Consider the following 22,415-nt stretch of genomic DNA (forward strand, 5'->3'; position numbering starts at 1 on the left):
TTCAACTAAAATAACTTTGTAGTGAACGTACCTCAAGGTGCCTTTTTTTGAGTGCTTTGATCGCTTCTACGACGGCTTCGGCTCCAGCTATTGTTGTATAATAGGGAACATTTTGCATGAGTGCTGCATAACGTAATGATTTTGAGTCTGAGATGGCACTGGCAGTGCTAGTTGTATTAAAAATTAATTGAATTTGGCGATTACGAATAGCGTCTTCAATATGGGGATGTCCCTCTAGAACTTTGTTGATTTTTTTTGCTTCAACGTGGTGTTCGGTGAGAAATTTTTGTGTTCCACTTGTGGCGACAACAGAAAAGCCAAGCTCAGTTAAACGTTTTACAGGATTTAAGATGCGTTTTTTATCTTCATCCCTTACAGAAACGAACAAAGTTCCCTCTTTAGGGAGTTTTACACCAGCTCCAAGTTGGGCTTTAGCAAAAGCAAGCGAAAATTCATAGTCAAGTCCCATAACTTCACCGGTTGAGCGCATTTCTGGACCAAGAAGTGTATCAACACCTGAAAAACGAGCAAAAGGAAATACTGCTTCCTTGACGGCAATATGTTGTTTTTTTTGCAAAGAAGGTAATCCACCATAAGCTTGAAGAGCATCATGAAGCGTTTCTCCTGCCATAATACGTGCAGCCATTTTAGCAATAGGGCGACCAATCGTTTTTGCAACAAATGGGACAGTACGTGAAGCACGGGGATTGACTTCTAAGACATAAATGGTGTCATCTTTTATAGCATATTGTACATTCATTAAGCCGCGAACATGAAGTGCTTGTGCTAATGCTTTGGTTTGGCGCTCTAATTCAGTAACTATTTTATTTGAGAGCGTATGGACTGGTAGAGAACATGCTGAATCACCAGAGTGGATACCAGCTTCTTCAATATGTTCCATAATACCAACGATTAGTGTTTCTTTGCCATCACATAGACAATCAACATCTACTTCAATTGCTTCTGTTAAATAGGTATCAAAGAGAAGCGGATTTTTACCAAGCAATATATTGATTTGTCCTGTTGTGTCGTTAGGATAACGGACTTTGATATCTTCTGAAATTAATTCAGGGACACTCTCAAGTAAATAATTTTGTAAGCTACGTTCATCACGAATAATTTGCATAGCACGTCCTCCTAAAACATAAGAGGGACGTACAACCAAGGGGAAGCCTAGTTCGTGGGCAATGAGGCGTGCTTGTTCAATGGAGTGGGCAATACCATTTTGAGGTTGTGTTAAATTAAGTTTAAATAACAGTTTTTGAAAGCGATCTCTATCTTCTGCTAAGTCGATAGCGTCAGGTGAAGTACCTAGGATGGGGATGTTGTGTTTTTCTAGAGCGCTTGCCAATTTCAAGGGTGTTTGTCCGCCAAATTGGACGATGACTCCAACCAAATCTCCTTTTTCCTGTTCTGCTTCTAAAATAGCGATAACGTCTTCTGTTGTTAAAGATTCAAAGTAAAGGCGATCAGAGGTATCATAGTCGGTTGAAACTGTTTCAGGATTACAGTTAATCATAATCGCTTCAAATCCTGCATCACGCAGTGCAAAAGCAGCGTGGCAGCAACAGTAATCAAATTCAATACCTTGCCCAATGCGGTTTGGTCCACCGCCTAAAATAGCAATTTTTTTGCGTTCAGAAACGTGTGCTTCCGAGTGCTCTACACCTGCAAAGGGAACTTCATATGTTGAATACATATAGGCTGTAGGAGAAGAAAATTCAGCGGCACAAGTATCAATCCGTTTGAAGACGTGTTTAACATTCAGTGATTTACGTAAAGCTGCGATATAATCGGGTTCTTTCCCTGTAAGGGAGGCTAATCGCGCATCTGAAAAGCCCATAGCTTTTAACATACGTAAATTATCTGCATCTTGGGGTAATCCATGAATGCGGATACGCTGCTCCATTTCAATGATGGAGGCTATTTGTTCTAAAAACCACGGATCAATTTTGCTAATTTGGTGAATCTCATTTAAGGGTAAGCCTGTGCGCATGGCTTGAGCAATATAGCGTAGACGATCAGGGCTTGGTATGGCAATGGCTGAGCGTATAGAACTTTTTTCATCACCTTCAGCATGCTCTGGAATCACAATTTCATCAAGACCCGTAAGCCCTGTTTCAAGTCCACGGAGTGCTTTTTGTAACGATTCTTGAAAAGTGCGTCCAATTGCCATGACTTCTCCTACAGATTTCATCGCAGTTGTGAGGACAGGTGATGAACCGGGAAATTTTTCGAACGCAAAACGAGGAATTTTTGTCACAATATAGTCAATAGAAGGTTCAAATGATGCTGGTGTTGCACCACCCGTGATATCATTTGTTAATTCATCAAGTGTATAACCAACAGCCAGTTTAGCCGCTACTTTGGCAATGGGAAACCCCGTTGCTTTTGAGGCAAGCGCTGAAGAGCGAGAAACACGCGGATTCATTTCAATAACAATGAGGCGCCCATTTTCAGGATTGACAGCAAACTGTACATTGGATCCGCCCGTTTCAACACCAATTTCACGCAAAACAGCAATCGAAGCATTACGCATACATTGATATTCTTTATCGGTTAAGGTGAGAGCAGGTGCTACAGTGATCGAATCACCGGTATGAATCCCCATCGGATCAATGTTTTCAATAGAACAAACGATGATACAATTGTCGTTTTTATCACGAACAACTTCCATCTCATATTCTTTCCACCCTAAAACACTTTCTTCAATTAATACTTCTGTTGTTGGTGAAGCTTCAAGCCCACGTTCAATAATTTCATAGAATTCAGAGCGGTTATAAGCGATTCCACCACCAGTTCCACCAAGGGTGAATGAAGGACGAATAATAGCTGGAAGCCCAACAACATCAAGAGCTTGAACTGCTTTTGCTGTTGCATGAGCGATATAATGTTGTTTGCGATCAGCTTCGGTATGTCGCCAGTTGCGCTCAAGTTCTTCGAGTGCTTTGTCAAGCGCAGCACCAGAAAGCTTTGCTTTAAGTTCAGCACACGTTTTTGCGTGTTGTTGGCGATTTTCTTCTTTCAGTTCTGTTGCATTGGCTAACATAGAGCGTGGCGTTTCCAAACCGATTTTTGCCATCGCTTGGCGGAATAAAGCACGATCTTCAGCTTTATCAATAGCATCAGCATTGGCTCCTATCATTTCAACATGATAGCGGTCTAAAATACCCATACGCTTTAATGATAAAGCAGTATTGAGGGCTGTTTGTCCTCCCATAGTGGGTAAAAGGGCATCGGGACGCTCGTGGGCAATAATTTTGGCAACTATTTCAGGAGTAATGGGCTCTATATAAGTTGCATCAGCTAGATCTGGATCTGTCATAATCGTGGCAGGATTAGAATTTACCAAAATAATTCGGTAACCTTCTTCTTTTAATGCTTTACAGGCTTGAGTGCCTGAATAATCAAATTCACATGCCTGACCAATGATAATAGGTCCTGCTCCGATGATAAGAATAGATTTTATATCTGTGCGTTTGGGCATGACTTTTTCCTATGACAAATATCTATGTGCGATTGTTGCGGGCAAAATATTTCAGTTCTGAGGCTACAATCATTTTATAAGTTAAGTGACAAAGAAAGTAAGCATTAAAATACCTTTTCCATGCTTTTTTTCATAAAATTGAAGATAAATTTCCTTTTTGAGTTGAGTCATCTCGTCAGTCTATCAAAAGTATGACCTTTGATAAAAAAATAATAACAGTGCTCTAACAAATTAGAATATTCAAGCATACGTGGAGCATAAAAAGCCGGAACATCTTTCCAATCCATTGCCGGTATATTTTGTGTTTTATGACATTTTTTGCCTAAGAGAGCACGCGCTTTTTCTATTGCTTGTAAAACATAAGCCATTATTTATGGTTCAATGGGATTTCGTAAAATGAAGTGGAAAGCTTATCGTGTTGTTCTGTAAAATACTGCCGTTTAGAGCTGTGATATAAGGTATGAAAATTTACCACATTAAGGTATTTTTTGTTAGTATATGATAAAATTCAGGACAAGATTTGTCTGTAGAGAGCTTATGAAATAAACTATATCAAATGGTTTCAGTTGGAATCTGTTAGATAAATAGCAAGATTGTTGATAAATCAGCTCTGGTCGAAGTTTCTGTTTTAGGGTAGGGAACGTCAATCTATAGATGTGTCCGTTTCATAAAAGGATGAGAGTGTATTTTAATACAATGGCTAAGGAGATCATTTCAGAATGATTTTATTTGTTTTTAAAAGAGAGTGAATACTCTCCTTTTACTTTATGGATGATGTTCAAGACTTATTTAAAATATAAAGAAGGCTAAAATGCTAAACATTTCCCAAACAAGAGTATTCTGTTTGAAAGATGTATCAATAGGGAAACTTTTGGTGGCTAGGTCTCAAAAAGGGATTTGTCATATAGCGTTAGGAGATACTATAGAGCAATTATTACAGGAGTTTACGATACGCTTTGGTGATGCACAACAAGTTGTAGGTGATAATACATTTAAGAGAGAAGTTGCCCATATTATAGCCATGATAGAAACACCTAAGCTGGTAAAAAAATATAATTTTCCCTTAGATATAAATGGTACAGTTTTTCAACGACAAGTATGGGCAGTATTATGTGATATACCATGTGGTGAAACAATTTCCTATGAGATCTTAGCGTGCCGTATTGGTATGCCGAAAGCTTTTCGTGCCGTTGCTAATGCCTGTGCACGTAACGAATTGGCTGTTATCATTCCTTGTCATCGTGTTGTGCGTAAAAATGGTTTTATTTCAGGGTATCGTTGGGGGGACAAACGGAAACAGATTTTACTACAACGAGAACAAAATGGAGAAATTTAACTTTGTGTGATGGGCATTATAATCGTTACAGTTGTTCCTTTCATTTCTTTTGAAGTAATTTCAAGTTTTCCTTTGTGGAGTTCTAGCAAGGAGCGTGAAATGGCTAATCCAAGACCTGAGCCTGTATGAGACTTAGTAAGCTGATTTTCAACTTGTTCAAAAGGTTGCCCAAGTTTTTTAATTGCTGATTGGGGAATACCGACACCTGTATCTGTAATTTTAAAAATAAGGTTATTTTTTTTCTTGAAAGCGCAGACATCAATATTTCCGCCAGAAGGCGTAAATTTAACGGCATTAGAGATGAGATTAAGGAAAATCTGTTTCATTGCACGACCATCAACTTCAGCATGAAGTTCTGGGGTAATGTTTGTTGTAACAACAATATTTTTTTCTTGAGCTTGAGGCGTTAGTGTTCGTACTGCTTCACTAATGATGGGCTCAAGATCGGTATTTTTACAATCAAGCGTAAATCTTCCTGCTTCGATTTTTGACATATCAAGAATGTCATTGATAAGGGTTAGAAGATGGGTTCCTGAATTGTAAATATCATGCATATATTCCTTATAGCGTTGTGAGCCAAGAGGGCCAAAAGTTGATTGCAACATGATGTCTGAAAAACCAAGAATAGCATTCAGAGGCGTGCGCAATTCATGAGACATATTGGCTAAAAATTCTGATTTAGCCTTATTAGCACTTTCGGCGCGTTCTTTTTCTGCTTTCAAACTTTTATTAAGTTTTTCAACTTCTGTTGCGCGTTGTTGAGCACTCCCTCGTGCGCGCTTGAGTTCTTGAATGAAAGAAAAAAGACGCCTTTCACTGTCTTCAAATTTTTCCTGTTGTTGTTTAAGCTCAGAAATGTCAGTACCAATACAAACCAATCCTCCATCTTGGGTTCGTCGTTCGTTAATTTTGAGCCAACAACCATCTGCCGTTTGGCGAATACTGGTTAAGTTACCAGTACCATCATCTTTAAGGGGATATTCACTGAGTGCAGGGCGTGCCATGGCTTCGACTGTTGCACGTTGGATACCTGATTGGAGAATTTGTTTAGGAATAGCGGCATATTCGCAAAATTTGCTGTTGGACATGACTAAACGTCCTTCAGCATCCCACAAGACGAAAGATTCTGAAATGTTTTCAATCGCATCACGGATACGAAGGTCGGCTTGCGCCGTTTGTTCAGCCAATTGTTGCTGTTCACTAATATCGAAGGAAATACCAACCAAATGGGGTTCTTCTTCTTCAGTCACTTCGGCACGAATGCGCATCCATACATAATGACCATCAGCATGACGCATAGGAACGTTAATATCGATATGCTTTTTTTTACCGCTCATTAATTCCTGAGCAAGGTCAAAAAAATTTGCATCATTTGGATTGATAATGGCGCTAATTTGGGAAATTGAGAGCAATGCATCTTGAGGGACATAGCCGAGCATTTCGTACATTGCTCGTGACCAGTAGACGCGTCCACTTGCCATATTCCAATCCCATAGTCCACAGCGTCCACGCATCATTGCCATATCAATACGGTTTTGAATTTTTTCTGAAACAAGATCTGTTTTGCGTGCTCGTACAATTTGGTTATAATAAGCATAAAGAAGAGCGAGGATAACGCCACTAGTTCCAATGAATATGGTTATATTTAACGAGAGAGTTTTCCGCCATTCCATGTAAATATGTTGCATTTTTTCACTGATGAATACCCCATATTGTCCATTTTCTGTTTGCTGAAAGGAAGCAAGAGCAGGAATATCTTTTCCTATTGTAATTTTCATGATTCCAGCATGTTTTCCTAGAGCTTGCAAAGTAATGCTTTCAGAGGTAAAATTCTGTAAGGGTTTTCCTAAGACAATCTCGGAACTTGATGAAGCTAGGACATTGCCTTTTTGATCGACAATAGCAATAACAGCGCTGGTTTTTATAAAACCTTTGTTACGAAAATTGGTCAGGATATTTTGTAAATGATTATGAGAAAGAGCAGCAGCTTTTCCTTGTCGAGTGGCGGCAAGTATGTCACGGTCGATTGTATTGGTAATATGAGAAGCTAAGAGAGCGATGGTAGAATGCGTGTTTTTATCAATTGTGTTGCGCCAATCATAGATTGATAGGAAACGGATTGCTGCTAGCATAACAAGAAATGCAAGAATTACAAATGGGAGTGAATGTCGCAGCCAAGGTTCAATAAAAAGAAGTTTTTGATAGGCAGAACCAGAAAACAGATTGGTACGCTCTGTGCGCTCCTTGCGGCTTTGAGCGCTTGATTTTGAATCAGCATACACCTCCCTTGGCGCATTATATGCGTCCAATTTAGCCATCTCGCGTTCCTTTAATTCTGGAATAATGTGATTTAAAAACTGCTTCGATATTCATAGTAACCCCATCGAATGCAATGAATCAAAACAGGAGTCTTCTGTCCAGTCTTTTTTTTAAAAAAAATAATTTTACTTTTATGATTTTGGAATATGAAAAGAAAAAAGTACTTTAAACGTGATCTATAAACAGGCTTAGATTGCCTGTTTATAGATTTAATGATGATCGAATAGTTTATAGAATTTATTTTAAAAAATATCATAGCATATTGATTTAAAATAATTTTTTGTTTCAAGTGAGTAGACGATTGATGATATCAGAAACATCGCTTGATAATTTTGGCGCGGCAGCAATCGTTTTTAATGCCATTTCAAGTTTTTGTTGCCGAATAGATTCTAATTGTCGCCAAGAGCGCAAAGTTGTTAATAATCGTGAAGCAAGCTGTGGATTTTTTTTGTCAATTTCTAAAATGATTTGGCAAAGAAAATCATAGGAGGCACCATCAACTCTGTTAAAGCCTGTTAGGTTGTTAGAGGCAAAGACACCGATCAGAGATCGTACACGATTAGGATTATCCTTTGAAAATAGCGGGTGTTGCATGAGCTTTTGAACATTTTCGAGTGTTGATGTGCCAGCAACCATTGCTTGAATAGAAAACCATTTATCCATAACCAAAGGGTCATGTCGATAGCGGTTTTCAAAATCATTTAAGGCATTTTGTGCCTGCTCATTTTCATTAAAACGCTTCACGAGAACAGCGATGCTGGCCATACGGTCAGTCATATTATCAGCTGTTGCATATTGTATAGCAGCTCGATTTGGATTGGCTTCAGCAATGGAAAGGTAATCCAGTATGATATTCTTTAATGCTCGCTTTCCGGCTTGTACAGTGTCTGGTGAATAGGGTTCTTGGGTTTGCATTTGTTCATAAAATTTTGTTAAGAGTTTTTGATGTGTTTGTGCAAGTGAAGCGAGAAACTGATTGCGCACGTAATGAATACGATCTGGATCAATATTTTTACCGATTGTATGAGCAAGCTCAACTTCACTAGGTAAATTTAAACAGAAGGCACGAAATTCAGGCTCTAAGGTTTCATCTGTTATGATTGTTTCAATCAGCTTTAGCAAAGCAGAAGGGAGAGTTGCTTTTTCTTGTGTTTTATCTTGAATGCTTTGAAGCAAAGCTTGCGTCATTAAATGATTAAGAGATTGCCAGCGATTAAGGTGATTGTCATCATGTTGTGCAAGAAAAATAAGTTCATTTTCATTAAATGGCGTGTGTAGAATAATTGGTGCTGAGAAGTCTCGCAGCAGTGATAAAACGGGTTTTTCACGCAGTCCTTTTAATGTAAACGTTTGGCTTTCCTTGGATAAAAGCATAACATCTGATTGAATATCTGTATCCGCTTCATAGGTGAGGTTTTCTCCGTTAGGTCCTAACAAGCCAAATACGATAGGGATAAGCATAGGCTTTTTTGTATTTTGTTGTGGGGTTGCGGGAATATGTTGCTTTGCATGAATTGTTAAAACACCATCGCTATAATGACTATCGATTTCTACATTGGGTGTTCCTGCCTGTTCATACCATAGCATGAATTGGGAGAAGTCTTGACCAGACACTTCAGCAAAACAGGTAATAAAATCTTCAATTGTACAAGCTTGTCCATCATGACGTTGAAAATAAAGATCAGTGCCTTTACGAAAAAGAGTAGGACCTAAAATAGTCCGTATCATGCGAACAACTTCAGCACCTTTTTCATAAACAGTTGTTGTGTAAAAATTATTAATTTGGCTATATTGACGAGGACGCACAGGATGCGCAAGAGGTCCTGCATCTTCTGCAAATTGCGTCGCTTTTAATGCTTTTACATTTTCAATTCGCTGTAGGCTGCGTACATTTTGATCTGATGAAAATTCCTGATCACGATAAACAGTGAATCCTTCTTTTAAACAGAGTTGAAACCAATCGCGACAGGTAACACGATTACCGCTCCAATTATGGAAATATTCATGTGCAATGACACGTTCAACATTTCTATAATCCTGATCGGTTGCTGTTTCAGGATCGACAAGAACATATTTATCATTAAAAACGTTAAGGCCTTTGTTTTCCATTGCTCCCATATTAAAGTCGGAAACAGCAACAATATTGAAAACATCAAGATCATATTCGCGCCCAAAACATTGTTCATCCCAATGCATGGAACGTTTAAGAGCATCCATTGCATAAGTTGCGCGTTCGGTTTTTCCTTTTTCTACATAGATACTAAGCTCGATACGTCGTCCAGATACAGTTGTAAAATGGTCTTCTAACTTATCAAGATCTCCACCTACTAAAGCAAAGAGATAAGATGGTTTGGGATAAGGATCTTCCCAAATGGCAAAATGGCGATTATTTTCTAAAGTTCCTGTTTCCACCAGATTACCATTTGAAAGCAAGATTGGGATTGTTTGGGTATCTGCTTCAATTTTCACTCTATATGTAGAAAGAACATCTGGGCGGTCGTAAAAATAAGTAATACGACGAAAACCTTCCGATTCGCATTGTGAGCAATAAACACCATTTGAAAGATAAAGCCCCATAAGTTGGCGGTTGCTTTCAGGATTCAGTTCCGTAACCAATTTCAATGTAAAAGGAACCGTTGGTGGCGTTGTAATTTCTAAACGTGAAGGCGTCACTTTATAAGTGTTTGGGGCTAATATCTCATCATTAATAGAAACGGAAATTAAAGTAAGATCATCACCAGAAAGAACAAGAGGTGTTAATTCTTTTGTATCGTGACGAGGCTCAATAGACAATATGGCTATAACATAGGTTTTTGTCGGTGCTAATTGGAAAGAAAGTTGTGTTTTAGGGATAACGTAAGGGGTTGGTTGGTAGTCTTCCAAACGATAAATAGATGTTATTGGCTGTTTCATAGTTTTTTCCCATTTGTATTTTAAGAGTTAAAGAAGGGTGTGTTAATTTTAGAAGCAATATAGGATTAAAGAATTACAAAAGGCTGTCGAGGCGATTTTTTACTTCTAAGAAGTCTATCCATGTAAGCTTCTTTTGACTAGGGGTTCTAAGAAGGTAAGCAGGGTGGAAAGTTGGCATAACAGGTATTTTTATATTATCCTCGCTTTCATAAATATGCCATTTACCTCTTGTTCGGATAATCCCATTTTGAGATCCGGTAAGAAACTGTGCAGCAACGCCTCCCAGTGCTATAAGAACACGAGGACGCGCTAAATAAATGTGCCGTTCAATAAAAGGGCGGCACAAGGTAACTTCTCTTGGTGTTGGTGTACGATTTCCTGGCGGACGCCAAGGAATAGTGTTGGCAATGTAAACATTATTTCTTGTTAAGCCAATTGATGCGAGGATTTTATTAAGCAACATCCCAGCTTTTCCCACAAAAGGAATTCCTTGTATATCCTCGTCTCGTCCTGGTGCTTCGCCTATAAGCATCAGGGGGCTTCCTGCTGTTCCATCTGAAAAACAGGTATTTTTTGCTGTCAATTTTAATGAACAGCCATTAAATGCAAGGAGAGCAGATTTTAATTCATCAAGTGTCTTTGCATTTTTTGCACTCTCTATAGCTGTGGATTCATTTTGTATAGTCCTAGAGTTATGCAGCTGATGATGATCTAATTTTACGGTTGGAGATGTTTTGGGAGATGCTTGTTGATTATGAGAAATGTTCACGACAGATATTAATTTTCTCTCTGAACAAGCAGACTGCTTAAAACGATCAATAGGAAAATCTGTCAGAACGGCATCCGCACCACTTTCTTTATAAAAGTTTAAGAGTTCTTCATAGGAAATTGAGCATGGTGTTTGATTTAACATTTTATTTTTTCTAATGATCTAGCGATTATAGATCAAACAAAATTATCCTTCAAGTTTTATTAAATGTATTCGCTAGCCATTAATGTATAAGAACGCTGATAGGATTCTCTCTTTTCACAAAAAAGGCAAATCGTAAAATGCGAATGTTCGCGATTATATGCATCTTTAAATGTATAATTTGTTTAAATTGCGTTATTTCAACTTTTTAAACAGACTAAACTCACTCATACTAAAAGAATTTTTTACTGAATGCAAGTGGTGTGATAATATTTTTTATCATTATATTCTATATTTAATACTTAATGAAAGTGAATTTTGTAGTATTTTCTTTATAAGATTAATTATAAATTTTATATTATTATATTTTTTTAATAACTTTTATTAAAAAAATTAAATATATTAATTGAAATATATAAATATTACTTTTATATGAGAAAATACTAAGACGTTATAAACTATTTTTACAATGGGTTAAAAGCAATGTGTGGATATATGCTTTTGCTTTTTTTACAGCTGAAATGAGAGGTTCATTTAATGCTAAATGCGCTGCAATAGCGCTTGAGAGAATGCAACCTGTTCCTCGCATTGTTCCTTTTAAACGTGGAGTAGAGATATTTATGACTTCAGTTTTGTCAATGAAGCTATCAATTGCAAGAGGCCCCTCTGCATGTCCCCCTTTTACTAAAATAGAGCGAGCTCCCAATGACAAAAGTTTTTTTGCTTGTTGTATTGCTTGCTTATCATGAGATGCCAATGGACTTTTGCTAAGAAGAGCGAGTTCTTCTCTATTCGGTGTTAAAAGATCAACATGAGGAAGCAGTTTATCGATCATCGTGTCGATGATTGTTTCCGTTATTAGTTTTCCTCCTGATGAAGCGACAAGTACAGGGTCCAAAATAACTGGAACATGGGGATAGTCTTTGAGTACGTTACAGATTGCTGCTATAATTGCTTTTGTCCCCGTCATACCGATTTTTATTGCGCTTATTGGATTTGCTTCTAGGGCAGCACGCATTTGCGCAGCGACGAGGTCTCCACGCATTGGAATGATTTCGACAACGCGATTATCATCTTGTACGTTAACACAAGTAATTGCTAAATTTGCTTTTATTTGAAAATGTGCAGAGGTTTCTATATCACGAACAATACCAGCACCTCCTGTTGGATCAGTGCCCGCAACAATAAGAATAGAAGGTATCAACGCCATGTTTGTGTTACTTTTATCCACTGCTGTACACGCTCTTCTGGTTTTTTATGGAGGATAATATCAGTCACAACAGCAGCACTATTTGCTCCTGCTTTTAAAACACCCACTGCGCGTTCTGGTGTTAAACCACCAATACCCACCAAAGGTAAAGCACCAATCCGCTTTCTCCATTGTTTGATTTTTTCTAGTCCTTGCGGCATCCATTTCATTTTTTTTAAGATTGTCGGATAAATAGGACCAAGTGCAATATACTCAGGATTAGCAGAGAGTGCGATAGCCAATTCATGTTCATCATGTGTACTAAGACCAACTTTTATACCACTTTTACGAATTGCGTGAAGATCAGCATTGCTTAGGTCTTCTTGTCCCAGATGAATAAAATTACACTTTTCATCAATTGCTATTTCCCAATGATCATTAATAATTAATTGTGCTCCCAATTTATTGCATATGTTTTTTGCACGCTTAATATGTTGACGGATTATTTGTTGATTTTCATGTTTCATACGCAATTGTACGAGCTTGATACCAAGAGGAAGCAAACGTTCAATCCAATCAGCGTTATCAACGATGAGGTAAAATGGATCCAGTTTCATGAAAATACCGCTTTTCCAATGATTGGTGTTGAAGGGACTGCTACATTGCGTGCTTCGATCATGCCAGCTTTATATCCCATACGTCCTGCTTGAACAGCTTTAGAAAATGCTTCAGCCATTAAGACAGGATCACCTGCTTTAGCAACTGCGGTATTAAGCAGTACTGCATCATAACCGAGTTCCATCGCAATGGCGGCATGTGATGGGCGTCCAATGCCGGCATCAATAACAAGAGTAGCATCAGGAAGGTAAGCACGGATAGAACGCAATCCATCAGTATTATGAGGTCCTTTGGCAGAACCAATAGGAGCACACCAAGGCATAATAACACGGCAACCAATGTCAAAAAGTTTTTCAGCAACAATGAGATCATCCGTTGTATAGGCAAAAATTTTGAAACCTTCATTGTTTAAAATTTGAGCAGCTTCGATTAAGGAAAAAATATTTGGCTGTAAGGTATCTGAATTACCGATAATTTCGAGTTTAATCCAAGCCGTTTTAAAAAGATCTCTTGCTAATTGGGCTGTGGTTACGGCCTCTTTAACAGTATAACAACCAGCAGTATTAGGAAGCACTGTTACCCCAAGTTCTTGAAGAAATTTCCAAAATTGTCCACCTTGTTTTCCACCTGCAGTTTCACGGCGCAAGGAAACAGTTACAATTTCCGTATTCGATTTATGAATAGCATCACGAAGGATTGCTGGTGAAGGATATTGCGCTGTACCTAATAGAAGACGGGAAGAGAATTGTCGTCCATAAAGATTCAGCATAATTTTAGCCTCCTTGCATTGGGCTTAAAATTTCAATTTTATCTCCTTCATGCAAGACAAATTGGCTTCGTGCATCTATGGGAACAACTTCAGCGTTAACAGCAGTTGCAAGCCAATTTCCTTCATACCCCAATTCTTCAAGCAAGAGACCGAGAGTCATAACTTCTGTTTGGACTGTTTCACCATTAACAAATATTTGCATGTTTTATTCCAATGCCAATTCCATTGCTCGTTTTGCCATTTCTGGAGACAACAGAAAACCATGTCTATAAAATCCATTAATAGAAATAAAGTTACCATCTTTATGCACAGAAGGGAAGTTATTAGGATAACATGGACGAACACCAACGCCAGATTCAATAATTTCTGCTTCAGCAAAAGCAGGATGTAAAGTATAAGCCGCGTTGAGCAGTTCCATCATTGATCTTACAGAGATTGCACCATCAAAGTCACTTTCAATCATCGTTGCACCAATCATAAAAATATTATCTTGTCGAGGTACAATGTAAAGAGGAAACCGTGGGTGAAGAAGACGAATTGGACGCGAAATTTTAATATCGGTGCAGCGCACGAGAAGCATTTCACCGCGTACGCCCCGTATATTTTTATCTTTTCCTAAACGTGCTATTCCTGTCGCATCAATAACAATATCAAATTTTTTTTCAGCCTTCTCTACATCAACAAAACAGGCTCCATTGTTGAGAAGCTTTTCTTTTAAAGCCATAAGTGCTTTGCGAGGATCAATATGGGCTTCATTTTCATAAAAGAGTGCACAGTTAAAACGTTCAGCAAGATCTGGTTCAAGATGAGCTATTTCTGTATTATCTACGGTTTTGTGATTATGCGTACGTACAGAAAATCGTTCAAGCTCTCCTCTATCTCGTGTAGGTGCAACCACTAAAGTGCCTTTTTGTATGACAAGGTTGGGGAGCGTTTTACGCCACCATTGTATAGCTTGTACACCAAGATCTTCAACAATTTGTTCTGCACTTTCCCTTTCACAGTAAGGTGCGAGCATTCCTCCTGCATACCAACTAGCACTTCCTATAGGTGAATGAGGGGGGGCTGATACAGTAACAGAAGCACCTTTTTGCTGTAACATAAAGGCAGCTGTTAAGCCGCCTACACCTGCACCTTTGATAAGAATGTTCTTCAACTATTTACTTTCTTTTTTTGAGGAGGAACAATTTCCATATAAAGGTCACCATTTTTCTGATATTTTTCGGCCATGGCGATCATACCTTCCCCTTTTGTTTTTCTTATTGCAGCTGCCTCACGAATATCATGGGAAATACGCATAGAACAGAATTTTGGTCCACACATGGAACAAAAATGCACTAATTTATGGGCTTCTTTAGGCATTGTCTCATCGTGAAAGGCACAGGCTGTTTCTGGATCAAGAGAAAGGTTAAATTGATCATGCCATCTAAAATCAAATCGTGCACGCGAAAGAGCATTATCGCGCAATTGTGCTCTAGGTAAACCTTTAGCAAGGTCAGCGGCATGAGCAGCAATTTTATAAGTGATCACACCAGTTTTTACGTCATTCCTATCGGGGAGTCCTAGGTGTTCTTTAGGTGTTACATAACACAACATAGCAGTTCCAAACCATCCAATCATAGCGGCACCAATTGCTGATGTAATATGGTCATAACCAGGAGCAATATCCGTTGTAAGAGGTCCCAAAGTATAAAAAGGCGCCTCATGACAAAGATCTAATTGTTGCTCCATATTTTCTTTAATTTTGTGCATTGGGACATGTCCTGGTCCTTCAATCATAACCTGTACATCCTTTTTCCAAGCAATTTTTGTCAATTCTCCCAAGGTTTTAAGCTCTGCAAATTGGGACTCATCATTGGCATCGGCGATAGAGCCAGGGCGTAACCCATCTCCTAATGAAAGAGAGATATCATATGTTTTTGCAATATCACAAATTTCATCAAAATGTTCATAGAGAAAGCTTTCTTTGTGATGATGGAGACACCATTTTGCCATAATAGAACCGCCTCGTGAAACAATACCTGTTACACGATCAATGGTCATAGGAATAAATGGTAATCTTAATCCTGCGTGAATGGTAAAATAATCAACACCTTGCTCTGCTTGCTCAATAAGGGTATCACGGAAAATATCCCATGTTAAGTTTTCGGCAATACCCTGTACTTTTTCGAGTGCTTGATACAGAGGAACAGTCCCGATGGGCACAGGAGAATTTCGAATAATCCACTCACGAATATTATGAATATTTCGACCTGTAGAAAGATCCATAACTGTATCTGCTCCCCAGCGAATGGCCCAAACCATTTTATCAACTTCTTCTTCCATAGATGAAGTTACTGCTGAATTGCCAATATTGGCATTAATTTTAACACGGAAATTACGCCCAATAATCATGGGTTCGCACTCTGGATGATTAATGTTTTGTGGAATAATGGCGCGTCCACAAGCAATTTCATTGCGAACAAATTCCGCAGTATAAATTTCTGGTATTGATCCAGCAAATGTTTCATTTGATGGTACATTCTGCCGTTCTTTTACTGCTAATCCTTCATTTTCTCGTATAGCCACATATTCCATTTCTTCGGTAATAATGCCTGCGCGTGCGTAAGCCATTTGTGTAATTGCTTTGCCATTTTTTGCTCGTAAAATAGAACGTTTTTGCTTAAAGGCTGGTGTAAGGTTTTTATCAGAAGTCAATCCATTATCTTCAGGTTTAACTAATCGTGCAGGATAAGTTTCAGTATCATCCCGCTTAGAGAGCCAAGGCAAACTAATTGCTGGCAGGCCTTTTGTAATATCAATGATCATATCTTTATCTGTGTAGGGGCCAGAAGTATCGTAGACGTTTAAAGGTTTTTCACCACTGCCATCAGCCAGTGAAATTTCACGCAATGGTACGCGCACATCAGAAAAGAGAAGGCTCTGTTGATAAATTTTGCGTGAAGCGGGAAAGGGGCTACAACTGATTGATGGAGTATTTTTCTGCACAAACTTTTTCCTTATAGACACGGAGTTCAAAAATAGGTTGCGATGTTAATGGAGTTACGATGTTAATGGAGATGTATTCAAATTATCAATCACGAGCATTCAGATGAATAGGGATAGTATTGCTTTGTAGCAAAGAAAACCCAATACAGCTCAAGAAAAGTTATTTTGAAAAACTGATACAATATCTATTCTAATATTTGCATGCCTCCTCCCACTTGAAGTATTTTTGTTAATACGAATATGGTTGGCTTAAATATCTATATTGTCAATCATAAAAATATATTTTAAACGATTTTGGTGTGTTTTTAAGAGTGAAAATAGATATTATGAAGTGATAAACTATGATATTGAAGCTTTTATAAACCAGAATAAAGTTAAAAACGGCTTATCAGGGAAAAGTAGATAGTTTATGGCTTTGATTGAGATTTTTTTCATATTAAAATAATAACTCAGAATACCATAAGATCCTCTCATCATATATCTTTTCGTATAAAAACACTTCCTTGCACGTCATAAGTGGGAGCGTATGGGGCAAAGCACTTGAAGAAAGGAAGCCAAATGTCATTTAATGAACATTCTAAGAGTGAGGCTGTCAAAACGTGGGAGCCAACAAAATGTATGATGGATTCCACTTGTATCTTCAAAAGCTTAAAGCTGATGATCTATAATGGCTTGCTATTGTATCATTGACGTGCGCTGTCGTAAAATGAAAGGAGTATATTTTGAGCAATATTTCTTAAAAAGTGCGTAATATGCAATATCATTATATTTTGTTTGGGGCATTCTATTCTTCATGAGGGGGATGTTCCCATTAAGAATGCGATAAATAAAAGCGAGAAACAATACCTAATCTTTATTATAAAAATAATATTGCCTTGAATTAAGAAGAACACCAATAATTGCAAGATGTTATTTAGAATGATTTATTGTTCTTGCAAAAAAAATATACATATAATAATATATAGAGGGGGATATGCTAAGTGTGGGAGGGCAAAGGTTGGTTATGGGGCGTTTAATAAACAAGGATATTGTTCATAAAAATTGGGGGAGGGGGTGGGTTATGCTTTTTAATTTTTTCCGGATCGGATACAACCTTCAAATTTTGTGAAGGTGTGTGATATTTAATATTTCAAAGTATTTTATTTCCAGTTTAATGAAAGTGTGGAGCAAATGTCCATATTGAATATATTCTCTGTGATACATTTAGATTGAACAAAAGCTTATTCAAAAAAAACATTGGTGCTAATCTTGTGACACAATTTCAGAAATCAATTGAATAAAATAGAACAAAGTATCTGCATGTGGATAAAAACATAATGAAGCATGCAAAAAATTTGAAGCTAATTTTTAAAATTTTAATACAAATGATAGCCAAAAGATAGAATTTCTTTGTTTAAAATATATGGTATGAAATATCGACGAGATAGATTTAAACTATTGAAAAAAATAAAAAAAGATAATGTTTAAGTCAGAAATTTTCTATGTGGATGATAAGTTATTACATTCAGTAATGGTTATATGAAATCCATAATAGGAAAAATTTTGGAAGTATTTATAAATTTTGCAACAAGATGCAAGATTGAAAAAATAATTATATAACAACAGCAAAGCAACAAAACAAGATATTAAGTAACATCAGATGAGGTGTTACATTATACATTAGAAGAGAAAGCATTAAGACTAATGTTATGAAAAGCGTCTGGTGAATTTAGGTTATAAAATTGGAAGGAGTGAAGAGAGATAAAATGCGTAAATAAGGATGGTGCAGTGGTTATGATGTACCAATAAACAGCGGCAGCACATTTTAGTGCACAGAACGAGAAGTTGTTAGAAAAACTATGAAAATAATGGGGGATTTAAAATGTCTAATATCTATGATTGGTCTCTAAAGGCTGATGAAAATGCTTATTCAGATAGTATCATTAATTGGGCAGAAGGACAGCCGCCTAGTTCTGTTAATGATAGTGCAAGGGCGATGATGCAGCGCGTGCGCGAATATCTTGCAGATAATGGTGGATCTATTAATTCAAGCTTTATAGTAAATTTGGAAGATAAAACAACATTAATTACCTTAAAGACAGTTTCGCCTATAAAGAAATACAACAATGATATCGTCATACGTTTTAAAGCTTGTGGTGTAAATATTGGCGTGACAACAATAACTGTTAATAATATAGGAGAAAAGCTTATCTATAAAGCCACTGATACGGGGGTTATACCATTAGAAGGTGGAGAATTTCAAACAGATGGCATTTATGAAATGGTATACAATAATGGTGTTTTAATAAAAGAGCATGAGGGTTGGTATTTATTAAACCCTACACCACCAAAGATAGAAAGTTTCCCCTCTGGATTCATTGCAACATTTGCTATGCAAAATGTGCCAAATGGTTGGCTTTTATGTGATGGTAAGGCCTATAAGCGTGAAGATTATCCGCAGTTATTCGAGGCAATAGGTGATAAATGGGGAAAAGACAGCAATAAAACTTTTAAAGTTCCTGATTTTAGAGGCATGTTTTTACGCGGCTTTGATAATGGTCGGGGTTTAGATGGTGGTAGAAAGTTTGCAGATGAACAACAAGATAGCATAAAATCACATACGCATATTGGGAGTATTGAAAACGCAGGCGAGCATGCGCATAATTTTGAGTATCAAGGGGTAGGATGGCCCGTTGGTGATATTGGGAGACTCCCGAATCATTATACTTATAATGCAACCCTGAAAGGGAGAACAGCTTCTGCTGGTGCACATACACACAAGGTAACTCTTTCCCATACGGGTGAGGCAGAAACGCGCCCTGTTAATACAACCGTTGTCTATGCTATAAAATCATGAGTATGTTTAAGTAATAATAATCTATACACCTTGATAATTTTGTTAACGCGGAGCAATTCCGCGTTATTTTCTATGCATATGAAAAGGAAATCTATATTGTTAATAGAATACTTGAGAGCGTCAAAAAACAATTTTAAAATGATTGAAAGAAAGAGTTAAGGATATAATTTATTTTATAATTATATGATAACATAGGGAAAATGTGTAAAAATCATTTAAACTGTGCCGTGAAGAGATCTGGAGATATATTTTTTCATAAGGTGTTTTGATAGGGGAAGGTAATAAAATTATTCAACCTGAGGCATAAAAAAGTACAATATTTTTAGCGTTTTTTGTGCAAAAATAGCATACCCCTGTATGAGTTAATTCATCTTATAAAGATATTTCTCACCTTGTTGTCGATTTCATTTCTTTGCATTCCATGGTAGGAGGCTTTATCTGTAAATGATAGTTCCCCTTTGAGTGGAATCATCATTATGCTTATGAAGCAGAAGACAAACGCTATTTCTATACTCTCTCCTCATCCCTATATTCCGCATTGTTTTTGCATTAGGGGGCTTACAAAAAGCGTTATTGAGTTTATTTTAAAGTTTTTATTCAATAGGTTAATTCTTTGTGATATGCCAATAAACAATTTTTTAATAGAGAGAGAAAAGTAAAAATATCATTGTAAATCAATATTTATTTATACAAATAAGCTAAAGTATATGTATTATAAAGAAAACATTACCATTAAAGCTACAAATAAATCTTTTATGCAGGGGAGAAAGGTACTTGATTTCTATATGGTCCTTAGAAGATATAATAATACACCCGTTATTATAACAAAGGCATTTATATGTATTTCTTGAATCATTTTTATAAAGATAAAAGTGATAGAAAGAGTGGGAAAACGCATGTTTATGTTGTATAAATTTGTATGATATAACAGTTTGATAACAAAACAAAACTTCACATGTTTTTAGTTACGTAAAATCTTAAAAGATTTTAAACTGGTGTTTTTTTCCAAAAATATCTTTAGGGTAATTGGTCTTCTTTTTTAATGACAGATGACAAAAAGGAGTTCATATGAAAATAAAAAAGATTCTTGAATATTTGCGTGTTTTATTTTGCTATGGACTTTAGTTTTTAGATTGAAGCCGATAGCCTAGAGATCTAATTTCATAGGAGGATGTCGTTTGAGGGAGTATAAAAGGGATATCTTCTTTAGGTAATTCAGAAACGTTTAAAGAACAATGATAAACATCGCGGAGATTTTGTGTTGTCAACACATTAGTTGCATTTCCTTCGCAATAAATCTCACCTTCCTTGAGCAAGATCATGTTATCTGCATAATGTGCCGCGAGATTGAGGTCATGAAGAACAGCAAGAACGCCGCCACCAGAATGAGCAAATTGTTTAGCAATATCCATAACGATGATTTGATGTTGAATATCGAGGCTAGCAATAGGTTCATCTAATATCATCCAGCGAGGAATCCCATTATGAACAGGTTTCCAGACTTGGCAAAGTACACGGGCAAGTTGTACTCTAGCTTGTTCTCCACCTGATAATTGGTGATAATACAGGTTGCCATAATCAGAAAGGTCAACGCACTCTAAAGCTTTCTGGATAAGATTTTGCAATTCGGCTTTGGCAATGCTAAATTGGTTTACAGAAAGGCCAAGCCCTACAACTTCATGGACTAAGAATGGAAATACGAGCGTTGTTGATTGTGGTAGTACAGCGCGCATTTTTGCCATTACATGAGTTTTTGTTTGGCATACATTATAACCATTTAAGGTTATTTTTCCACTGTAAGGAATTTCACCACTCAGAGCTTTGATAAAAGTACTTTTTCCTGATCCATTAGGACCAATAATAATGGTAAAAGCACCACTTTTAGCTTGAAGATTAATGTGTTTAAGAATCTGCTTCTTTCCGCGCTGAACACAAATATTTGTCGCTTCAATCATGAAAAGTCTGTTCCTCGTTTGCATATAAGGATCCATAGAAAGAAAGGTGCACCAAAAAGTGCTGTTACAATCCCAATCGGCAATTCAGCGGGGGCAACAATTAAGCGTGCAAACATATCAGCAAAAATAAGTAATGCTGCTCCCAAGAGAGCAGAGCAAGGAATGAGATAGCGATGATCAGGACCTATGAGCTGACGTAAAATATGAGGAACAATAATACCAATAAAACCAATACCACCACTGACAGCAACAGCACTACCGCACATAAGAGCAACAAGGGGAATAGCAATATTTTTGACGCGTTGAATATGGAAACCAATATGGCCAGCAACAGCTTCTCCAAGAGCAAGGGCATTAAGTGCTCGTGATAAAAAGGGAGAGAAAAGAAGACCAATAACGATAAAAGGGAGAACAAGCCATACTTTCAACCATGTAGCGCCCGCAAGAGAGCCCAGACTCCAAAAAGTGATATCACGCAGTTGTTGGTCATTTGCGACAAAAATCAATGTTCCGACAACAGCACTGCTTAATGCACCAAGAGCAATACCAGCAAGCAGCATGGTTGCAATAGAGGTAAAGCTGTTATGCGTTGCTATTATGTAGAGAATAATTGTTGATAAAAGTCCACCAAAAAAAGCACCTATGATAACTTTATAAGGCTCTAGAAAAGGTGCAAAAGAAACAGGAAAAGCAATGCCGACAACAATTGCTAAGACTGCTCCAAGTCCAGCACCTGCTGATACACCTACAATTCCGGGATCTGCAAGAGGATTACGAAAAAGCCCTTGCATAAGAACACCGGAGACAGCTAAGGCTGCTCCAATCAATAATCCCAAGATAACACGGGGAAGCCTTATGTCGATGAGCACGAGGTAATCACGCGTTTTACTACTTACCGAAAAATCTTGTGTAAGTATCACATGGAGGAGATCAACGAAAGAAACCTTTGCTGCACCATTCAAGAGCCCACCAAAAATACTGAAAATAAGGAATATTATTAAGCTTAATAATAAAATTTTTCCCTGCTTTGAACGGTTTATTTTTTTACCTTCTTTTTCTTTAGGTAAATGCATCCTAGATGTACCGTCTACCATT

Annotated in this window: 14 protein-coding genes and 1 pseudogene; 2 read left to right on the plus strand and 13 right to left on the minus strand. The window is 37.3% G+C overall.

All coding sequences use genetic code 11. The features are described from left to right. Position 1 precedes the first annotated feature (1 nt). Positions 2 to 3,487 (minus strand): carbamoyl-phosphate synthase large subunit, encoded by a 3,486-nt coding sequence (gene carB / locus ACFINW_RS02315; protein WP_375640173.1) that lies wholly within the window; start codon positions 3,485 to 3,487, stop codon positions 2 to 4. A 257-nt stretch (positions 3,488 to 3,744) separates the two neighbouring features. Further along, positions 3,745 to 3,843, minus strand: a pseudogene (locus tag ACFINW_RS02320) (integrase); the annotation flags it as partial. A gap of 455 nt (positions 3,844 to 4,298) precedes the next feature. Here ACFINW_RS02320 and ACFINW_RS02325 point away from each other — a divergent pair. After that, positions 4,299 to 4,823, plus strand: coding sequence for a methylated-DNA--[protein]-cysteine S-methyltransferase (locus ACFINW_RS02325; RefSeq protein ID WP_375620707.1), 525 nt, complete (start codon positions 4,299 to 4,301; stop codon positions 4,821 to 4,823). On the opposite strand, the gene ACFINW_RS02330 is transcribed toward ACFINW_RS02325, so the two are convergent. The 9 genes from ACFINW_RS02330 to thiC form a co-directional block, all read right to left on the minus strand. Then, positions 4,820 to 7,141: an ATP-binding protein gene (locus ACFINW_RS02330; RefSeq protein ID WP_375629385.1), complete on the minus strand. Its 2,322-nt coding sequence runs from the start codon at positions 7,139 to 7,141 to the stop codon at positions 4,820 to 4,822. The two genes, ACFINW_RS02325 and ACFINW_RS02330, sit on opposite strands and share 4 nt — an antisense overlap. 286 nt (positions 7,142 to 7,427) lie before the next feature. Beyond that, the gene (pepN, locus tag ACFINW_RS02335; RefSeq protein WP_375673750.1) at positions 7,428 to 10,055 is read right to left on the minus strand and encodes an aminopeptidase N; all 2,628 of its coding nucleotides are present in this window, start codon (positions 10,053 to 10,055) and stop codon (positions 7,428 to 7,430) included. 73 nt (positions 10,056 to 10,128) lie between these two features. Beyond that, positions 10,129 to 10,968, minus strand: coding sequence for a uracil-DNA glycosylase family protein (locus ACFINW_RS02340; protein ID WP_375640164.1), 840 nt, complete (start codon positions 10,966 to 10,968; stop codon positions 10,129 to 10,131). 448 nt (positions 10,969 to 11,416) lie between these two features. Beyond that, the gene (locus ACFINW_RS02345) at positions 11,417 to 12,175 is read right to left on the minus strand and encodes a hydroxymethylpyrimidine/phosphomethylpyrimidine kinase (RefSeq protein WP_375611294.1); all 759 of its coding nucleotides are present in this window, start codon (positions 12,173 to 12,175) and stop codon (positions 11,417 to 11,419) included. Beyond that, on the minus strand, positions 12,166 to 12,771 hold the full coding sequence (locus ACFINW_RS02350; RefSeq protein ID WP_375640160.1) for a thiamine phosphate synthase: 606 nt from the start codon (positions 12,769 to 12,771) through the stop codon (positions 12,166 to 12,168). Before ACFINW_RS02350 ends, ACFINW_RS02345 begins: the two co-directional genes overlap by 10 nt. After that, a complete protein-coding gene (locus tag ACFINW_RS02355; RefSeq protein ID WP_375629378.1) occupies positions 12,768 to 13,541 on the minus strand; it encodes a thiazole synthase in 774 nt (257 codons plus the stop codon). The genes ACFINW_RS02350 and ACFINW_RS02355 overlap by 4 nt, the downstream gene beginning before the upstream one ends. 4 nt (positions 13,542 to 13,545) lie before the next feature. Continuing rightward, the gene (gene thiS, locus ACFINW_RS02360) at positions 13,546 to 13,743 is read right to left on the minus strand and encodes a sulfur carrier protein ThiS (RefSeq protein WP_273791115.1); all 198 of its coding nucleotides are present in this window, start codon (positions 13,741 to 13,743) and stop codon (positions 13,546 to 13,548) included. A gap of 3 nt (positions 13,744 to 13,746) precedes the next feature. After that, positions 13,747 to 14,697, minus strand: coding sequence for an FAD-dependent oxidoreductase (locus tag ACFINW_RS02365; protein ID WP_375611201.1), 951 nt, complete (start codon positions 14,695 to 14,697; stop codon positions 13,747 to 13,749). Beyond that, positions 14,694 to 16,529: a phosphomethylpyrimidine synthase ThiC gene (gene thiC, locus ACFINW_RS02370; RefSeq protein ID WP_375640155.1), complete on the minus strand. Its 1,836-nt coding sequence runs from the start codon at positions 16,527 to 16,529 to the stop codon at positions 14,694 to 14,696. Before thiC ends, ACFINW_RS02365 begins: the two co-directional genes overlap by 4 nt. A 1,861-nt stretch (positions 16,530 to 18,390) precedes the next feature. Between thiC and ACFINW_RS02375 the strand changes: the two genes are divergently transcribed. Then, positions 18,391 to 19,365 (plus strand): tail fiber protein, encoded by a 975-nt coding sequence (locus ACFINW_RS02375; RefSeq protein ID WP_375611203.1) that lies wholly within the window; start codon positions 18,391 to 18,393, stop codon positions 19,363 to 19,365. Positions 19,366 to 20,486: 1,121 nt separating this feature from the next. On the opposite strand, the gene ACFINW_RS02380 is transcribed toward ACFINW_RS02375, so the two are convergent. Together ACFINW_RS02380 and ACFINW_RS02385 are read right to left on the minus strand one after the other, a co-directional pair. Next, on the minus strand, positions 20,487 to 21,320 hold the full coding sequence (locus ACFINW_RS02380; protein WP_375611204.1) for a heme ABC transporter ATP-binding protein: 834 nt from the start codon (positions 21,318 to 21,320) through the stop codon (positions 20,487 to 20,489). Beyond that, positions 21,317 to 22,414 carry a FecCD family ABC transporter permease gene (locus ACFINW_RS02385; protein ID WP_375612958.1) on the minus strand — a complete coding sequence of 366 codons (1,098 nt, stop codon included), beginning with the start codon at positions 22,412 to 22,414 and terminating at the stop codon, positions 21,317 to 21,319. Before ACFINW_RS02385 ends, ACFINW_RS02380 begins: the two co-directional genes overlap by 4 nt. Between the last annotated feature and the right edge of the window lies 1 nt (position 22,415).

Origin of the sequence: Bartonella sp. AA18HLJMS (genome assembly GCF_042197245.1) — a bacterium.
Lineage (GTDB): Bacteria > Pseudomonadota > Alphaproteobacteria > Rhizobiales > Rhizobiaceae > Bartonella.

Bases quoted from the DNA above. Each gene is read 5' to 3' on its own strand.
- carB (WP_375640173.1), bottom strand. From the start codon at position 3,487: ATGCCCAAACGCACAGATATAAAATCTATTCTTATCATCGGAGCAGGA.
- ACFINW_RS02325 (WP_375620707.1), top strand. From the start codon at position 4,299: ATGCTAAACATTTCCCAAACAAGAGTATTCTGTTTGAAAGATGTATCA.
- ACFINW_RS02330 (WP_375629385.1), bottom strand. From the start codon at position 7,141: ATGGCTAAATTGGACGCATATAATGCGCCAAGGGAGGTGTATGCTGAT.
- pepN (WP_375673750.1), bottom strand. From the start codon at position 10,055: ATGAAACAGCCAATAACATCTATTTATCGTTTGGAAGACTACCAACCA.
- ACFINW_RS02340 (WP_375640164.1), bottom strand. From the start codon at position 10,968: ATGTTAAATCAAACACCATGCTCAATTTCCTATGAAGAACTCTTAAAC.
- ACFINW_RS02345 (WP_375611294.1), bottom strand. From the start codon at position 12,175: ATGGCGTTGATACCTTCTATTCTTATTGTTGCGGGCACTGATCCAACA.
- ACFINW_RS02350 (WP_375640160.1), bottom strand. From the start codon at position 12,771: ATGAAACTGGATCCATTTTACCTCATCGTTGATAACGCTGATTGGATT.
- ACFINW_RS02355 (WP_375629378.1), bottom strand. From the start codon at position 13,541: ATGCTGAATCTTTATGGACGACAATTCTCTTCCCGTCTTCTATTAGGT.
- thiS (WP_273791115.1), bottom strand. From the start codon at position 13,743: ATGCAAATATTTGTTAATGGTGAAACAGTCCAAACAGAAGTTATGACT.
- ACFINW_RS02375 (WP_375611203.1), top strand. From the start codon at position 18,391: ATGTCTAATATCTATGATTGGTCTCTAAAGGCTGATGAAAATGCTTAT.
- ACFINW_RS02380 (WP_375611204.1), bottom strand. From the start codon at position 21,320: ATGATTGAAGCGACAAATATTTGTGTTCAGCGCGGAAAGAAGCAGATT.
- ACFINW_RS02385 (WP_375612958.1), bottom strand. From the start codon at position 22,414: ATGGTAGACGGTACATCTAGGATGCATTTACCTAAAGAAAAAGAAGGT.